At 57.0% G+C, this 15,987-nt stretch carries 17 protein-coding genes; 13 read left to right on the forward strand and 4 right to left on the reverse strand.

Features of this window, described 5'->3' with window-relative positions:
- The first annotated feature begins 6 nt into the window (after window positions 1-6).
- Window positions 7-969 carry an ABC transporter permease gene (locus WCX18_RS02795; protein WP_345989379.1) on the forward strand — a complete coding sequence of 321 codons (963 nt, stop codon included), beginning with the start codon at window positions 7-9 and terminating at the stop codon, window positions 967-969.
- An 81-nt stretch (window positions 970-1,050) separates the two neighbouring features.
- Here WCX18_RS02795 and nusA read toward each other — a convergent pair whose 3' ends face one another.
- Window positions 1,051-2,202, reverse strand: coding sequence for a transcription termination factor NusA (nusA, locus tag WCX18_RS02800; RefSeq protein ID WP_345989381.1), 1,152 nt, complete (start codon window positions 2,200-2,202; stop codon window positions 1,051-1,053).
- A 196-nt stretch (window positions 2,203-2,398) separates the two neighbouring features.
- On the opposite strand from nusA, the gene WCX18_RS02805 reads away from it, so the two are divergent.
- From WCX18_RS02805 to WCX18_RS02835, 7 genes are read left to right on the forward strand one after another with little or no spacing between them, the layout of a single operon-like run.
- Window positions 2,399-2,641 carry an HP0268 family nuclease gene (locus tag WCX18_RS02805; protein WP_345986081.1) on the forward strand — a complete coding sequence of 81 codons (243 nt, stop codon included), beginning with the start codon at window positions 2,399-2,401 and terminating at the stop codon, window positions 2,639-2,641.
- Window positions 2,642-2,662: 21 nt separating this feature from the next.
- Entirely contained in the window at window positions 2,663-3,970 is a 1,308-nt protein-coding gene (gene miaB, locus WCX18_RS02810) for a tRNA (N6-isopentenyl adenosine(37)-C2)-methylthiotransferase MiaB (RefSeq protein ID WP_345990751.1), read from the forward strand.
- A 1-nt stretch (window position 3,971) separates the two neighbouring features.
- A complete protein-coding gene (locus tag WCX18_RS02815; protein WP_345989383.1) occupies window positions 3,972-4,625 on the forward strand; it encodes a lysophospholipid acyltransferase family protein in 654 nt (217 codons plus the stop codon).
- 4 nt (window positions 4,626-4,629) lie between these two features.
- Entirely contained in the window at window positions 4,630-5,478 is an 849-nt protein-coding gene (locus WCX18_RS02820) for a tyrosine-type recombinase/integrase (RefSeq protein ID WP_345989385.1), read from the forward strand.
- On the forward strand, window positions 5,465-6,250 hold the full coding sequence (locus tag WCX18_RS02825) for a hypothetical protein (RefSeq protein WP_345989387.1): 786 nt from the start codon (window positions 5,465-5,467) through the stop codon (window positions 6,248-6,250). The genes WCX18_RS02820 and WCX18_RS02825 overlap by 14 nt, the downstream gene beginning before the upstream one ends.
- Window positions 6,240-6,737, forward strand: a complete 498-nt coding sequence (locus tag WCX18_RS02830; RefSeq protein WP_345989388.1) for a hypothetical protein — start codon at window positions 6,240-6,242, stop codon at window positions 6,735-6,737. Before WCX18_RS02825 ends, WCX18_RS02830 begins: the two co-directional genes overlap by 11 nt.
- Entirely contained in the window at window positions 6,734-7,246 is a 513-nt protein-coding gene (locus WCX18_RS02835) for a hypothetical protein (RefSeq protein WP_345989390.1), read from the forward strand. The genes WCX18_RS02830 and WCX18_RS02835 overlap by 4 nt, the downstream gene beginning before the upstream one ends.
- Here WCX18_RS02835 and tilS read toward each other — a convergent pair.
- Both tilS and rimO read right to left on the reverse strand, forming a co-directional pair.
- Entirely contained in the window at window positions 7,194-8,207 is a 1,014-nt protein-coding gene (gene tilS / locus WCX18_RS02840) for a tRNA lysidine(34) synthetase TilS (protein WP_345989392.1), read from the reverse strand. The two genes, WCX18_RS02835 and tilS, sit on opposite strands and share 53 nt — an antisense overlap.
- On the reverse strand, window positions 8,200-9,519 hold the full coding sequence (gene rimO / locus WCX18_RS02845) for a 30S ribosomal protein S12 methylthiotransferase RimO (RefSeq protein ID WP_345989394.1): 1,320 nt from the start codon (window positions 9,517-9,519) through the stop codon (window positions 8,200-8,202). The genes tilS and rimO overlap by 8 nt, the downstream gene beginning before the upstream one ends.
- Before the next feature lie 77 nt (window positions 9,520-9,596).
- On the opposite strand from rimO, the gene WCX18_RS02850 reads away from it, so the two are divergent.
- From WCX18_RS02850 to WCX18_RS02870, 5 genes are all read left to right on the forward strand, one after another.
- Window positions 9,597-10,751, forward strand: a complete 1,155-nt coding sequence (locus WCX18_RS02850; RefSeq protein ID WP_345989396.1) for an aminoacetone oxidase family FAD-binding enzyme — start codon at window positions 9,597-9,599, stop codon at window positions 10,749-10,751.
- Window positions 10,752-10,822: 71 nt separating this feature from the next.
- Window positions 10,823-11,356 carry an outer membrane beta-barrel protein gene (locus tag WCX18_RS02855; protein WP_345989398.1) on the forward strand — a complete coding sequence of 178 codons (534 nt, stop codon included), beginning with the start codon at window positions 10,823-10,825 and terminating at the stop codon, window positions 11,354-11,356.
- 302 nt (window positions 11,357-11,658) lie between these two features.
- Window positions 11,659-12,084, forward strand: a complete 426-nt coding sequence (locus tag WCX18_RS02860) for an NUDIX hydrolase (RefSeq protein ID WP_345989400.1) — start codon at window positions 11,659-11,661, stop codon at window positions 12,082-12,084.
- Window positions 12,085-12,150: 66 nt separating this feature from the next.
- On the forward strand, window positions 12,151-13,032 hold the full coding sequence (glyQ, locus tag WCX18_RS02865; RefSeq protein ID WP_345986094.1) for a glycine--tRNA ligase subunit alpha: 882 nt from the start codon (window positions 12,151-12,153) through the stop codon (window positions 13,030-13,032).
- Between the two features lie 10 nt (window positions 13,033-13,042).
- Window positions 13,043-15,271: an AAA family ATPase gene (locus tag WCX18_RS02870; protein WP_345989402.1), complete on the forward strand. Its 2,229-nt coding sequence runs from the start codon at window positions 13,043-13,045 to the stop codon at window positions 15,269-15,271.
- Window positions 15,272-15,302: 31 nt separating this feature from the next.
- Here WCX18_RS02870 and WCX18_RS02875 read toward each other — a convergent pair whose 3' ends face one another.
- Window positions 15,303-15,962, reverse strand: a complete 660-nt coding sequence (locus WCX18_RS02875) for a hypothetical protein (RefSeq protein ID WP_345989404.1) — start codon at window positions 15,960-15,962, stop codon at window positions 15,303-15,305.
- Between the last annotated feature and the right edge of the window lie 25 nt (window positions 15,963-15,987).

The following is a 15,987-nucleotide window of genomic DNA, read 5'->3' on the forward strand; positions in this document are numbered from 1 at the left end:
CACGCTTTGAACCTACTCTTGCGTAAGGCAGGTTACCTGCTGCTGATGCTGATGCTTATTACGATCATCTCTTTTATGGCCATTCATGCGGCCCCCAACAGTTTTCTGAGCGGCGGTGAGCTCAACCCCAATATGTCCGCCGAAGCGATCGAACGACTCAAGGCCGTTTACGGACTGGACAAGCCGCTGTGGCAGCAGTATACGGACTGGATTGCCAACATGACACAGCTCGATTTCGGCATCTCCTTTGTCAGCGGACAAGATGTGACCGCCGAGATCATGAAGCGCCTCCCGATCACCCTGGGGATCAATATTGTCTCTTTATTGCTTGTTTTCGCCCTGTCGCTCTGGCTGGGCATCAAAGCGGCAATGCGTTTTGAGCAAAAAACCGACCACGCGATCCGGCAGCTTTCACTGGTCTCTTTTGCGATGCCCTCGTTCTACCTTGCGCTGCTGATGATCCTGCTCTTCAGTGTTGAACTGCAGTGGCTTCCGATCACGGGGTTGCACAGTATCGGCGGGCCGGAGGAGGGGGCCGCCTACTGGCTGGATATGGCATGGCACCTGATCCTCCCCGTCTTTGTTATGGTCTTCCTGGCCCTGGGTTCGATGACGGTATATGTGCGTTCCCTGACGCTCGAGATCCTCAAAAGCGACTACTACTTTTTCGCAAAGGCAAGGGACCTGCCGGAACGGATACTCTTCCGGCGTTACATCCTGCCCAATCTGATGCCCCCCGTCATTACACTTCTGGGACTATCGTTGCCGGGGCTTATCGGGGGGAGCGTCATCCTGGAACAGATCTTCGGGATCGAGGGGATGGGACAGCTTTTTTACCTGAGTGCCCTTAGTCGGGATTATCCCGTCATTATGGGGATACTGATGATTACGGCATTCCTGACGCTGCTGGGGAATATGCTGGCCGATATGCTTCTGTTGAAGCTGAACCCTTATGCTAAGCGGGGCTGATAAGATGTATTGTAGGTGATTCGAAAACAGGTGGATGTGTAGAAACACACCTCTGAGGTGGGAGGTGTGCCGGAAAAGCGCTTATTCGCCGAAAAGCGCTTCGAGGGAGGAGAGGTCCTCTTTTTTCTCTTCGGCAGGCATGCCCTCTTCGGCGGTCGTCGTGCTACCACCCTGCTCGACGAGCTCGATGGCGTAGCCGGTGAGCATGGAGGCGAGGCGGATGTTGATACCACTTTTGCCGATCGCTTTGGATTTCTGGTCGCTCGGGAGGGTGACGATCGCTTTTGCTTCGCTCTCTTCATCTTCCGGGTCGCCTTCGATCGTAACGGAGCTGATGATCGCCGGGCTCATCGCGCGGGCGATGAAGAGTTCCGGTACGGAGGTGTACTCGACACAGTCGATGTTTTCGCCCAGCAGTTCGTCGCTGACGGCGTTGATGCGGACCCCTTTGACCCCGACGGTCGCGCCGACCGGGTCCACCTGCGGATGGGTCGAGAGGAGGGCGATCTTGGCACGCTCGCCCGGGATACGCGCACACTTCTCGACGATGACGAGCTTGTCGTTGATCTCGGGAACCTCGAGACGGAGCAGCTCTTCGAGGAATTTCGGAGAGGTGCGCGAGAGTTCGATGGAGATGCCGTTGATCTTGTCGATGTTGACGCGGCGTACGACGGCGTTAACGACGTCGCCGACCTTGAAGTGCTCACCCTTGATGCGGCTCTTCATCGGCAGCACGGCCTTGACCTCTTCCATATCGATATAGGTGTTTTGCTTGCCGTCGACGCGGGTGACGCGCCCGGAGACGATGGTGCCGATCTTCTCTTTGTACTTGTTGTACAGTTCGTTCTCGACCATGCGCTGGATATGGAACTCGATTTCGCGGAACAGGGTTGCGGCCGCCGTACGGCCGTGGGATTCAATGTCATGCTCGATCTGGAATTCGTCACCGACTTCGACGTCCGGATCGACCTCGGCTTTGGCACGTGTCAGGCCGACATAGGCAGCCGCCTCTTCGCCCTCGAGGCGTTCGTCGTCATCTTCGACAACGGTAATGGTCTGGTAGACGCGGATGCTTTTTGTCTCCGGGTCGATTTCCGCATCGTAGGCGAACTCCGGGTTGACCAGGCGCTTGGCCGTCTGGATAAATGCCGCTTTGACCGCTTCTTTCACGTTTTCGGAGGAGAGCCCTTTTTCGTGTGCGATCGATTCAATAATGTCCAGAATATTTTCCATAACTATCCCTGTGTGTATTCGCTAGTCGTTCCATAAAAAAATGTGGGGGTGATTGTTTTTTATAGAAGGGTAGTATTATACCCAAAAAAGACTAAAGTTGCTACTAGGCATGCAACTTAATGCATGCTTAATTAAACGCGGGCTATAATCGCGTTACTATTAAAAGCGCTGATATGAGGCGGGAGAAAGGATGAGTATGGAGCTTAAAATCGCTCGCAGCCACACCGATAAGAAACCGAAGAAAGTTGATGTTGAAAAGATCGAGAGCATGGTCGAAAAAGAGGGATCAGTAATTCTCTATTTCGACCGTGAAAACTCGCACAAGGACCTGCTGGCACTGCAGGAACACTTTGAGAATGAAGGCAAGAGCGTCTATATGCGCGAAGTACGTTTCGGACTCGCCGACAACGAATATATGTACGAAGTGCATATCCTCTAAGCCCGCCCGGGCCCCCAAAGCATTCCTGTGAAAAAACTCTTTATCGAAACCCTCGGCTGCGCCATGAACGTCCGCGACAGCGAACATATGATCGCCGAGCTGTCGCAGAAAGAGGATTATGCCCTCTGTGACAGCGCCGAAGAGGCCGACCTGATCCTGATCAACACCTGTTCCGTCCGCGAAAAGCCGGTCCATAAGCTCTTCTCCGAACTGGGCGCGTTCAACAAAAAGAAAAAGGCCGATGCGAAAATCGGCGTCTGCGGCTGTACCGCGTCGCACCTGGGTGAGGAGATCATCAAAAAAGCGCCCTACGTCAACTTCGTCCTGGGCGCGCGCAACGTCTCCAAGATCACCGATGTACTGCACCGCGACAAGGCCGTCGAGACGGAAATAGACTATGACGAGTCCCAGTTCGCTTTCAGCGAGTTCCGCAGTTCGCCGTGGAAAGCGTTCATCAACATCTCCATCGGCTGCGACAAGCAGTGCACCTTCTGTATCGTGCCCAAAACGCGCGGTGACGAGATCTCCATTCCGGCCGATCTGATCGTCAGGGAGGCGGAGAAGGCGGCGGCCACCGGCGCCAGAGAGATCTTCCTGCTGGGGCAGAACGTCAACAACTACGGCCGCCGTTTCTCCGGTGAGCATGAAAAGATCAACTTCACGGAGCTGCTGCGCCGCGTCAGCGCCGTCGAGGGGATCGAGCGGATCCGTTTCACCTCGCCGCACCCTTTCCACATGGATGACGAGTTTATCGGCGAGTTTGCTGCCAACCCGAAGATCTGCAAGTCCATCCACGTTCCTCTGCAGAGCGGATCGACGTCGATTCTCAAGGCGATGAAGCGCGGGTACACCAAAGAGTGGTTCCTCAACCGTATCGAGAAGCTCCGCACAATGGTGCCGGACGTCAGTATCAGTACGGACGTCATCGTCGCTTTCCCCGGCGAGAGCGACGCGGATTTCGAGGAGACGATGGATGTCGTCCGGAAGTCGGGCTTTGAACAGATGTTCAGTTTCAAATACTCCCCGCGCCCGCTGACCGAAGCGGCGGAGTATGCGGACGTCGTCGATCCGGAGGTTGCCTCGGAGCGCCTGATGCGCCTGCAGAGCATGCATGATGCGATGCTCGACGAAAAGTGCAAAGATTATTTGGGCAGAACCTTTACTGTCTATTTCGAAGAGCTGCGCAGCGACGGATACGTGGCGGGACGCAGCGACAATAACATCCTGATCAAAGTCAAGGGGAGCGAGGAGCTGCTGGGGCAGTTTGCGGATGTACGCATCACCCAGACCTACCGCATGGGCCAGGTTGGGGAGCTGGTCGGCGCATAAGATGGCAGCGAAAAAGAAGCGACAGTCGTTCAAAAAAGCGCTGCTTCAGAAGCTGGGCCTCTGGCTCATCCCCCCGGTCGGCGCCCTGCTGATCCGCGTGATCTTCCATACGTCGAAAAAACGTTTCAACCTCCCGGCTCACGTCCCCGAAGACCCCGTCATTTTCGCGTTCTGGCACGGGGATCTGCTGCTGATGCCCTACCTCTACTACCGCTTCCGCGAAACCCCCAACGCCAATGTCCTTATCTCGGACCATTTCGACGGCCGGATCATTGCACAGGTGATGCGTTTCTTCCGGCTGGGAACGATCCACGGCTCCTCCAACCGCAATGCCGCCAAGGTGCTGATCGCAGCGATGCGGACGCTCAAAGCGGGGGCGGATATCGGGATCACGCCCGACGGCCCCCGCGGACCGCGCTATGAAGTGGCCGACGGGATCGTTGCCATGGCGCAGAAAACCGGGGCACAAGTGATTGTTTTCAGCTGTGTGCCGAGCCGCTGCTGGCGGCTGAAGAGCTGGGACCGCTTTGTGATTCCCAAACCCTTCGGCCGGCTGACGTTTTATGCTTCCGAACCGATCGATCTGAAAGGGCTGGGGATGGATACGGCCAAAGAGATGGTAAAATCAAAGCTGATGGAACACGCGCTGGAGTAGAAAAATGACCAAAGCCGACCTCGGCCGATACCGCCTTGACTTCCTTGACTATCTGCTGGATATCCGGGGCTATTCGGACCTGACGGTCAAGAGCTACGACGAAGCGCTGCGGGAGGCGCTTCCAAAGGTGGAGTGGACGGTGGAGTCCGGTGTCGCGGTCATCGACCTGATGCCCTTTCGTCTGCTGATCGCTTCGCAGAGACCCAGGACGATCGCCAAAAAGCTCAGCGCCTGGCGCAGTTACGTCGCCTACCTCAAAAAACAGGGGCTTTCCGTCGAACTCCGTTCGGATGAGAGCATCAAAGTCCCCAAGACCCTCCCCAAGCCCGTTTCCCACACCCATATTATGGAAGCGTTAGCCGTGGCCGAGCCGACCGAGCGGATGGTTGTAACGCTGCTCTATACCCTCGGGCTGCGCCTCTCAGAGCTCTACGGACTCCGGCTTGACCGGATCGGCCGGGAGTGGGTCCGCATCCGGGGGAAGGGCGACAAGGTCCGAGACGTGCCGCTGACGCAGGCGGCTGGCGAGGTAATTGCAATGCATCAAAAAGCGTGTTCCCCGCGCACATTCCTTTGCGAGTGTAACGGCAGGCGTTTAAGCGAAAATAGTTTAAGATACCTCGTCAACAGGGCATTTGCGCGGGTCGGCCTGAAGGTGACCCCGCATCAGTTACGCCATGCGTATGCGACTGAACTGCTCAATCATGATGCCCGGATTGCCGACGTCAGCGAACTGCTGGGCCATGCGTCGATGGCAACGACGCAGATCTATACGAAGCTGGGCAGCGCCCTGAAAATGAAGCATTACCGGACGGCCCATCCGCTATGCAAGGAGACCGATGGCACTGGCTGATTTTTTCGCCCGTTTTTATGACAAGGTCTTCATCGGCCTCTATGAGCACGAAAGCACCTTGCAAGTCGGTGTCGTGACGCAGACGAGGCGCGGAGAGATCCAGGTGCGGCAGCGCGTCTTTTTTACCGGACTGGACGAAGAGGCGCTCGCGTTTTTGCAGGAGCAGGTCGAGCGTACGCCCTATAACTATATCGCCGTGCTGACCGACAGCGACCGCTGCGGTGCACTGCCGACCTGTTCGCTCTCCAAGGCGAAAGAGATGGCGCCGATCGTGGAGCGGAGCCGGACGCTCTGCATCGACGAAGAGTGGATGAACTACTGCGATGAAGAGGTGCTCTACGGGATCCAGGAGCGCTACACGGAGCTGGCCCCCGATGCCATCTATACGCCCTTTGCCGTCTTGCATGCCTATTTTGAAGCAACGATGGCGGGGGCGCATGCGCTTTATGTGCTGATAACGCCGGGAGGGATGAGTCTGGCAGTCGTCAAAGAGAGCCATCTGCGGTTTGCAGAGCAGTACCGCTGCGACGGGAACGGTTCCGCCGTACCGATGGTGGAGAAAATTGCGACGACGCTCGATACCTATTACGGCAAGCCGTGCTGCCGCGGTGAGTTTGTCGAGGCCGTCTATATCCTCGATGCCGCCGGGTCGGGCGAGGAGCTTGCCGCGGCACTGGAAGAGACCCTGCTGGTGGAAGCGCAGAGCCGTACGGTTGATGCCGCTGCACTCTGTGCCCAAACGTCTATGAAGGAGAACGGCTATGGATTATAGTTTTATTGATCAGGCAGCTAAAAGCCCCTTTTCAGCCGCCGTACGCCGTGTATGGGTCGGCGGGGGCATCCTCGTCGGTCTCCTGCTGGCGGCATCGGCGGGACTGCACCTGGTCAACGGGGAACTGCGCACCTCGGTGCAAAAAGAGCGCAACGCGCAGGAGACGATCCAGCTTCAGACGGCGCAACTGCGCGAACAGCATACGCAGTTTTCGCAGAAACAGGAGCTGTGGCAGCAGACCATTGCTTCGGATCAGCTCCTGGCCGATCAGCTTTACGATCTGCTCGACCTTATTCCCGACGACGCGGTATTGACGCATTTCGCGTATGACGGGGCGGGGATCCTTTTCGAAGGGACAAGCCGCCGTTTCAGCACCCTGAAGGCGGATCTTGAACGGGCCCTTTCGGGACGCTATGTCCTCGCTTCTGCGACGTCCAAATCCGGAACGTTCAGCCTGCGATTCAGCGTAACGGGAGGGCTGCAGTGATGCTCAGACGCCAGAATACGGGTTTTGAACTGACCCTTTCGCTTTTCGCCGTCATTTTTCTGATCCTTGGGGTGACGGTCTGGCTGCTGATCCCGGAGGCAAAAGCCTATCTGCAGCTGCAGGATGACGTGCAGAGCGCAGTTGAGCGCAGCGACAGGCTGCAGATGGAATACGACCGGCTTTATGAGACGAAAGAGCAGCTGGCGATGGAAGATGCACGGCTCTCGGAGCGTTTTGAAAATAGTATCGATGCCGCGCAGCTGAAGGCGTGGATTGCGACGGTTCTGAAAGAGGCACCGCTGACGGTGACGGCTTCCGCGGATGGCTTCGAGGTCTCCGCACGGCTGAAAACGCCGCTGGCATTTTATGCACTGATCGACCGTCTCGATACCGCACCCTGGGTCCTGAAAGTCGGTTCCTCCCTCTCCATGCAGGCAGAGGGTAATGAGGTCCGGGTTATCTTTTCGCTTCACCTGCTGCAGCAGCCAGTTTCTCCCGCACTGCAGTAAAATGATCCGGGTGGGCATAAAGATAGGGGCGGACGGCTGCCCCGATGCCTAGTACCCGGCATGATTCCCGGAATGATTTGGGCATGCTGGTGTCTGCTATCGGCGTCACGATGGTGCAGCGCGGCGTGATGCTCAGGGCATAGCGGCGTCCCAGCACCAGGCTGTCTTCGGAAAGCATCCGCTCTTTTTCCCCCTGTCTTAGCAGATATCCCTGCCGCTTCAGCCAGCGGTCAACGGCACGCATGAGTGCCGAACGCTCCAGCGGCCCGATCAACATCAAGAAGTCCAAATCAATGACAGGTACGGGCAGCGGCGGCAGGGCCGCGGCATCGCGGTTGAGAAATTCAAGGGAGTTTCGGATGCCGCTGCGGTACTGTTCAAGCAGCGGTGCGGCATGCTGCGTACGGAAACGGTTACGCGTGTGGCGCGGGTCGCGGTTGGAAGCGTCTTCAAAGTAGCGGTATCCGCGCGAATCCAGCCAGGCCCGAAGCTCGTTTTTGCTGGTACCCAGCAGGGGACGGACCAGCCGGTAGCCATCCCGGCCAGTGACAGGTGCCACTCCCAGCAGTTCGGGGAGCCCGGCACCTTTGCACAGCTGCATCAGCAGCCACTCCAGCCGGTCGTCGAGCTGGTGTGCCGTCAGCAGGACATCATAACCGTGTGCCTCCATCAAAGTGTCGAAGAAGCCGTAGCGGATGCGGCGGGCCTCCGCTTCGAAGTTTTCGAGGATCTCGCCGCTGTCATAAACGTAGCACTGTTTGCCGTACTGTGCAGCGAGCGCACGGGCATGGGCGGCCTCTGCATCGCTCTGTTCGCGGGTATGGTAGTTGACGTGGGCGATATCGAAAGGGATCTTTTCGTGCAGCAGCAGGTAAAAGAGGGCGGTGGAATCAATACCGGCGGAGAACGCCAGCAGATTTTTCCCCTTCGCTAGGAGCGGAAGGGTTTGGGCATCAAGCATGGCCCGTAACGGTCGCCGTCAGTGTCTCACCGACAAGTTCAGTGATCTTGGCACGGTAAGGTACGCCGAAAGAGAGCTCTTCGTCGAGGGCGTTGTCGTTGACGTAGATCTCCCCGTCGATCTCCGGGGCCCAGCGGAGGTCGCGGGCGCTGAGGAGGTATTCGTGCTCGTCGCTTTCACCGTCGATGACGAGGGTGATCTCGCTGCCGACCATCTTCTGCAGGGAAGCGAGTTTCGCCTCTTCGGCAATAGCGCCCAGGATCTCGGCGCGTTCTGCGATCGTATCAGCGTCGACCTTGTCAGTGCGTTCAAAGGCGCTTGTGCCCTCTTCGTCGGAGTAGGCAAAGACGTTGATGCGGTCAAAACCGAAATCACGGGCATAGTCGCACATCGCCCGGAAGCTTTCACCCGTTTCACCCGGGTGGCCGACGATGAAACTGGTACGCACGAAACTCTCCGGCAGCTTGCGCATGTAGTCGAGCAGCATCTGCGTCTGTTCCCGGCCGGCACCGCGTTTCATGATCTTGAGCATACCGTCGTCGATGTGCTGGATCGGCATATCGAAGTAGTTGTGGAAGGTTTTCGACTTCGCGATCGTCTCCAGCAGTTTCATCGATGTCGTCGTCGGATAGAGGTAGAGGATACGTGCACTTCTGACCCCTTCGATCAGCTCGACGCGTTTGATAAGCTGGATGAGCCCGTCTTTGAAGCCCTGGTCGCGGAGGAAGGAGCTGGAGTCCTGGGAGATGAAACTGAAGTCGTAATACCCCTTCTTTACAAGCCCCTCGACCTCGACGGCGATACTCTCCAGTGTCCGGGAGTGGAGCTTGCCTTTGAAGGAGGGGATGGCGCAGAATGAACAGCTCTGGTTGCACCCCTCGGAGAGTTTGACATAGGCGTGGTAGGTAGAGCCGGTGACGACGCGCTCGGCACCGTCGATCAGGTAGACCTCGTCGCTGAAGCGGCTCTGCTTCGCAGCCAGGAGTTCGTCGATCTTGTCATAGTCGCCGACACCGGTGAAGATGTCGACCTCGCTGAGCTCTTTGCTCAGTTCTTCCTTGTAGCGCTCGCTGAGGCAGCCGGCCATGACAAGGACAGAGTCCTCCTTGCGGGAAGCATCGAGGCTCAGGACCGTATTAAGGGACTCCTCCTTGGCTGCGTCGATAAAGCCGCAGGTGTTGACGATGATGACGTCGGCATCTTCGCTCTCCTGGGTCAGTTCGTACGATTGTAGCCGTCCCATCATGACTTCGGTATCCACGAGGTTCTTGGTGCACCCCAACGAGACGATATGCAGTTTTTTTGTACTCATGCTTTGCCTGTTGCAGGGCACAGCGGTTTTCGCTCTACCCTTTATTATAATTACGCAATTATAGCGAAAGGGGACGCGTGGAGTATGATGTAGCCATTCTCGGCGGCGGTGCGGCAGGTCTGATGGCTGCGGCCCGCCTGAACGAACGGGGCGGTCTGTCCGTCTGTGTCGTTGAGGGCAATGCCAAACCGGGTGCCAAGATCCGTATCAGCGGAGGCGGAAAGTGCAACCTCACCAATGTCTCCGTTTCCGAACACAACTACCTCGGCGATGAAGCCCTGGTGCGGAGCGTACTGAAACGGTTTGACGACAGCGCCCTGCTGAAGTGGGTGCGTGCGCGGGGCTGCGAGCCTGTTGTCCGCAAAGCGCGCTACTATTTCTGCCCGCGCAGTGCCCAGGAACTCATCGATATCCTGCTCAAATCCGCCGAAGGGGTCCGCTTCTTCCTTGGACACAAAATCGAGACGGTCCGGCACGATGATGAAGGCTTTATCGTTACGACGGACAAAAGGACGCTCAAGGCACGGAACGTGATCGTCGCCACGGGCGGGGTCAGTTACGCCTCAGTGGGCGCGACAGATATCGGCCTGAAGATTGCCGAAAGTTTTGGGATTGAAACGGTGCCGTTCCGTCCGGCATTGGCGGGGATGACGCTGCAAAAAGAGCAGTTCTGGATGAAGGCCATGACGGGGATCAGTTTTCCGGTGACGATACATGTCGGCGAAAAACGTCTCAGGGAGGATATGCTTTTTGCCCACCGCGGTATCAGCGGTCCGGCCGTCCTGTCCGCGTCGCTTTACTGGGAGAAGGGGATGATCACGATCGATTTCCTTGACGGCCTTTCTGTCGAAGGGGTGTTGAAACGGGGCGGGAACAAAAAAATCGCCACCGCGATTCCGCTGCCGAAACGTTTTGTAACACAGTTCCTTGATGCTCTGGGGGTATCTGACAAGCCCTGCAGTGCAGTGACAGCAGAAGAAAAAGTAATGCTGAAAACATTGAACGCCTATACGTTTGCCCCGGCCGGAACCTTCGGGTTTACGAAAGCGGAGGTGAGCAAAGGGGGTGTTGCCTGCAGCGCACTGCAAGCCTATTCATGCGAGAGCAGGGACGTGCGGGGGCTCTATTTTGTCGGGGAGGTCGTCGACGTCACGGGCGAACTCGGCGGTTATAATTTCCAGTGGGCTTTTGCCAGCGGGCGGTGTGCGGCGGATCACATTACGGCGGTTTAAAGTTGCGTTAAAATCGCAGTGGGTATAATCAGGGAAACACAGCAGGTGTTATACTGTACTAAAGGTGTACTATGTTGAAAAAAATCATGCTGCCGGCATTGTTGGTTCTGGGAATGAGCGCTTATGCCGAAGAAGAGAGTGCCAAAGGTCTTATCGGGGTGGAAGCCGGATATGTTAACACGAAATACAACACTGAGAACACGGCAATCGGTGAAACCAGTGAAGTAGGAACGGCGACGCTCGGTCTGAAACTGGGTGCGGAAAGCCGTCATTACCGTGTTTTCATTGACAGTAGCTTCTGGTATACGGACCAATACAAGAAAGCAGGGAAGATCGGCGCTTCACTGCAGTACCTTGTTCCCCTCGGCGATGTGTTCAACATTTTTATGGGTCTTAACGCCGGTGTTATCAACTCTATTGGTGATACGGACGTCGATCCTTACTACGGCGCAGACCTCGGGGTCAATCTTAACGTGAGCGAAGATTTCGGTATTGAACTGGGGGCACGTTATTGTGACGTTGCTGATTCCAATGCAGCTCTCGTAATTAATGACTTGGTCCAGGGATACATTTCTGCCATCTTCAAATTTACCAGCGATTATTAATTCGCCCTTTGTGCAGCGGAAACTCCGCTGTACACTCTGCAAACGGTAAGCTTCAAAAACAGCACGCGATACAGTACAACTGACCTTTGACTGACCAATCTTTCCGCCATAGAGGGCCCGGAATGATCATGAAAATAGCTTTGGGAATTTTACTAACAGTTGCTTTACCTGTTTTTTTTCCGAAGGAAACACATTCTCATCGGTTTATTTGGTGTAAAACCCGGTTACATTAATACGGGCTATAACGTTTTAGGAACGGCGGAATAGATAGTTTTAATGCATAGGATGGAGAACCCTCAGTCATGATCAAAACACCCCATGTCAGCGTCGACGGTATCGTCGAACTTTTCGATGCCAAAGGCAGTTTTTTTGGTATCGTACTGATCGAACGCAAAAATCCGCCTCACGGCTGGGCGCTGCCGGGCGGATTTGTCGATATCGGCGAAACGGTCGAACAGGCAGTGCGCCGGGAAATGAAAGAGGAGATCAGCCTGGATGTCCGGGTGGAACGTCTGCTGGGTATCTACTCCGATCCCTCCCGCGATTCGCGTTTCCATACCGTCTCGGCGGTATTTGTCTGCCGCGCAACCGGGTTTCCCATCGCGGCCGACGATGCAAAAAAACTCCGGGTCGTTACACCCGAAGATGCGGTCAAAACGCCGCTGGTTTTCGACCACCGCCGGATTCTGGATGATTACATCAGTGGGAAGCAGTGCGTGACCTACTGAGCCGTCGCCATCGATGCCTCAGAAAGGAGTGGCTATAATTGCGTAATTTTTTTCAAGGCGATAGCGATGTTGACATTTAGTGACCTGCTGCTCAAACTGCAGCAATTTTGGAAGGATCAAGGCTGCAATATCGTCCAACCCTACGATATCCCGGCCGGCGCGGGGACTTTTCACCCCGCGACCTTCCTCCGTTCGCTTGATTCGACGCCGTGGTCGGTAGCCTATGTCGCCCCGAGCCGCCGTCCGACGGACGGTCGCTACGGCGAGAACCCCAACCGTTTGGGGAGCTACTACCAGTTCCAGGTCCTGATCAAGCCGAGCCCGGACAATATCCAGGAGCTCTATCTCAAAAGCCTGGAGTACCTGGGCCTGAACCTCAAAGAGCACGATATCCGTTTCGTTGAGGATAACTGGGAATCCCCGACGCTGGGCGCATGGGGGCTGGGCTGGGAAGTCTGGCTCAACGGGATGGAAGTCACGCAGTTCACCTACTTCCAGCAGGTCGGCGGTGTCGCCTGTGACCCGGTTGCTGTCGAAATCACTTACGGTACGGAGCGCCTGGCCATGTACCTCCAGGGCGTCGATACGGTGTTCGATATTGTCTGGAACGAGAATGCATTCGGCAAAACCCTCTACCGCGACATTCACAAAGAGGGGGAAATCGAGTTCTCCAAGTACAACTTCGAAGTGGCGGATACGGCAATGCTCTTCGCCGACTTTGAGGCGAAGGCCGCCGAGTGCAAACGTGCCCTCGATGCGGAACTTCCCCTGCCGGCCTATGACCTCTGTATGGCGGCCAGCCACACCTTCAACACCCTTGATGCGCGCAAGGCGATCTCCCAGACAGAACGCGCCAACTACATTCTCAAGATCCGTGAACTGGCCAAGGGATGCGCGGAACTTTACAAAGCCCAGGAAGCGGAGCGGCTTGCACGGGTAAAGGCGTAACTCCTCTTCCATGAAACTGATCGGCCAGATCGAGAAGATCTTTTACGAGGACGAAGGCTTCTTCGTCGGCGTGCTCGGTTCGGGCGAGAAGATCAGCGGCCACTACTTTGAGAGCAGTGTCGCCAGCATCGAAAACGCGGCCGTCACCCTTGAAGGCGAGTATGTCGAACACCCCAAATACGGGCGTACCTTCAAATTTCACACCCTCAACGTCAACCAGCATGAACTTTTCTTTTTCCTCAACCGTGTCGTCAAAGGCTTCCCGAAAAAGGTGACCGCAGAACTGATTGAGCGTTTCGGAGAAGCGGGCCTGATCGACATCCTCGACAACGACATCGAAAAACTGACAGAATTCGCAGGCATAAAACAGAAACGGGTGGAGCGGATCCAGGGCCGCTGGAAACAGTTCCGCTCTATGCGTGAACTGGGAAGCCTATTGGCTCCCTTTGACGTTACCCCCGCCATGCTGACGACGATCGCGGGTGCGATGAAAGAGGTCAGAGACCCTGTCGCGGCGATCCGGAAAAATCCCTATATCCTGACCAACGTGGAGGGGATCGGTTTCCGGCGTGCCGATGAACTGGCCCTGAAGATGGGGGTGGAGACCGGAGATGAGCGGCGTCTGGCCTGTGCCATGGAATACGCGATAGCACAGCGTTGCGAACGCGACGGCAACAGCTGTGTAGGCAAAGAGGAACTCTTCGCCGAACTGGATACCCTATTGCAGGAAGGTGCCGTACCGCAGCGTTATGAGGCGGTACTGGCGGAGCATGTTGCGGAGGAGTCGATCCGCCCGCTGAACGGCGAGCTACTCTCGCCGGTGCGGCTCTATGAGGCAGAGCGTTTTCTCTACGAAGAGTTCCGTCGGCGAGCGAAACGCGATGACACCCCTTTGACCGAAGATCTCGATACTTTTTTGGCGGAGGCGGCATTTGTACCGGGAGAGCAGCAGCGCGAAGCGCTTGAGACGCTGAACCGGGGAAAACGGCTCTTCTGTCTGGTCGGTTATGCCGGGACGGGTAAGAGCACGACGGCAAAACTGTTGCTGGACCTCCTGGCCCTGCGGCACGGACGTGAACAGGTGATCACCTGTGCGCTCAGCGGCATCGCGTCCCAGCGCATCGGGGAGGTGAGCGGCTATGAGAGTGCGACGATCCAGAGCCTGCTGGTGCGCTTCGAAGAGCGCGACAGCATGCCCTACAAGGTCGTGCTCATCGACGAAGCCTCCATGATCAATGCACCGCTCTTTGCCCGGCTGCTCAGCAAATGCCACCGGGATGCGGCACTTATCATCGTCGGCGACGATGCACAGCTGCCGCCGATCGGCGCCGGGGACGTGCTCGGCGACATCATCCGTTTCAAACTGATGCCGGTGGTGACCTTGACGAAGATCTACCGTCAAAGCGAGACACAGGCGATCCCGGCCATCGCCGATGCGGTACGCCACAGCGAGATCCCCGCACTCTACGGGGAGTATGAAGACTTCCGCTTCCTGCCGATCGCTTCACGCGACTTTCCCGACCGTGGAACCCATGCCGAGGCGCTGTTGGCGGCGTTGGCAGAGCAGGCGGTGAATGCGATCCCCGCGTGCCGCGAGCATCTGAAACAAAAAGAGCTGTATGCCTACCTGACGGCCTTCCAGGTGATCAGCCCGATGAAGGGAGGGACGCTCGGTACCGAGAACCTCAACCGGGTACTGCAGGGCTATTTCAACCCCTCCCCCCGCCAGACCGTCCAGCGCGGCGAGCGCCGCTTCGCACTCATGGATAAGGTGGTCCATACGAAAAACGACAACTTGCCTTCTTGGAGCCTTCAGGAGTACAAAGCAGAGGCGCCTTCGGAGAAACGCCGTATTTTCAACGGGATGCTGGGGCTGCTCTTCCGGATCGACGAAGAGGCGGAGCAGGTCTATGTCGTGTACCCTCTTGAGGAGATGGTCGCCTGCTACGACTATACGCAGCTGACTTCGCACCTGATGCTGGCCTATGCCCTGACCGTGCACAAAGTCCAGGGGATGGAGTACCGCAGCATCGCGATGCCGCTGACCTTCAGCCATTACGCCATGCTGGATCGGAAGCTGCTTTATACGGCGATCACCCGTGCAAAAGAGCACTGCTTCATCGCCGGCGAGTCCGACGGGTTTGCCCGTGCGCTGCTGCGCGGCGATACCGTGTCACGCCGTACGGTTCTGCAGTACCTGGCAGATGGGGCTTCAAAGATTCCGGGCTCGGGAGAATGAAAGAGACTGACTGCAGCTGCGGAACACGCGGCTATTCGCCTATGCCTTCGAACTGTTTTTGAGCCTCCGGTAGCCTTTGGCGGGGGATCTGCACGAGGAGCGGTGCTTTATCGGGATCCAGCCAGCGGATAATGGCTGCCAGGGAAGCCGGGGCCATGGACGTACATCCGGCCGTTCCCGCGCCGGGGGCTTTTTCAATATGCAAAAAGATACACGAGCCTTGCCCGGCCTGGGCATCCCTGTTATGCCCGACGACGACCCCCATCCGGTAGAGGGAGTCTTCCCTTCGCATCCATTCGAAACTGCCGAAAGTGAGCTCGGGCCGGACAGGCACGATGCGGTTATAGGCTGCAGAGAGGCTGTCGTCGACGCAGACGAGGTCCGGGGTGGCCTGCAGGTAGGGCATCCGTGTGGATATCGAAGCGGCATAGCCGAAGACGGGCCCCAGGGCAAAGACACCGGCCGGTGCCCGTCCGTCACCTTCGTGCTTGATCGGGTCGCTGTCCGGATGGGGAAAATCCAGGATGCCGATGCCCCAGCCCAGACCGTTCCGACCGACATTGACGGGCACCCGCTCGCCGACGGTTTTCCAGACGCCTGCAGTCCGTTCATAACGCTGCAGCAGGGCGGTGGAACGGTTCATGTCGTCCGCGACGACAAGGAGCAGCTGATCGTGTGCGTGAAGCGTCACACCTATCACATAAGAAAACAGATAA

Source organism: Sulfurimonas sp. HSL1-2, assembly GCF_039645565.1.
Classification (GTDB): domain Bacteria; phylum Campylobacterota; class Campylobacteria; order Campylobacterales; family Sulfurimonadaceae; genus Thiomicrolovo; species Thiomicrolovo zhangzhouensis.

Coding starts and splice junctions, on each gene's coding strand:
- nusA (WP_345989381.1), bottom strand. CDS start 2,202: ATGGAAAATATTCTGGACATTATTGAATCGATCGCACACGAAAAAGGG.
- WCX18_RS02805 (WP_345986081.1), top strand. CDS start 2,399: ATGGAGCTTAAAATCGCTCGCAGCCACACCGATAAGAAACCGAAGAAA.
- WCX18_RS02815 (WP_345989383.1), top strand. CDS start 3,972: ATGGCAGCGAAAAAGAAGCGACAGTCGTTCAAAAAAGCGCTGCTTCAG.
- WCX18_RS02820 (WP_345989385.1), top strand. CDS start 4,630: ATGACCAAAGCCGACCTCGGCCGATACCGCCTTGACTTCCTTGACTAT.
- WCX18_RS02825 (WP_345989387.1), top strand. CDS start 5,465: ATGGCACTGGCTGATTTTTTCGCCCGTTTTTATGACAAGGTCTTCATC.
- WCX18_RS02830 (WP_345989388.1), top strand. CDS start 6,240: ATGGATTATAGTTTTATTGATCAGGCAGCTAAAAGCCCCTTTTCAGCC.
- tilS (WP_345989392.1), bottom strand. CDS start 8,207: ATGCTTGATGCCCAAACCCTTCCGCTCCTAGCGAAGGGGAAAAATCTG.
- rimO (WP_345989394.1), bottom strand. CDS start 9,519: ATGAGTACAAAAAAACTGCATATCGTCTCGTTGGGGTGCACCAAGAAC.
- WCX18_RS02855 (WP_345989398.1), top strand. CDS start 10,823: ATGTTGAAAAAAATCATGCTGCCGGCATTGTTGGTTCTGGGAATGAGC.
- WCX18_RS02860 (WP_345989400.1), top strand. CDS start 11,659: ATGATCAAAACACCCCATGTCAGCGTCGACGGTATCGTCGAACTTTTC.
- glyQ (WP_345986094.1), top strand. CDS start 12,151: ATGTTGACATTTAGTGACCTGCTGCTCAAACTGCAGCAATTTTGGAAG.
- WCX18_RS02870 (WP_345989402.1), top strand. CDS start 13,043: ATGAAACTGATCGGCCAGATCGAGAAGATCTTTTACGAGGACGAAGGC.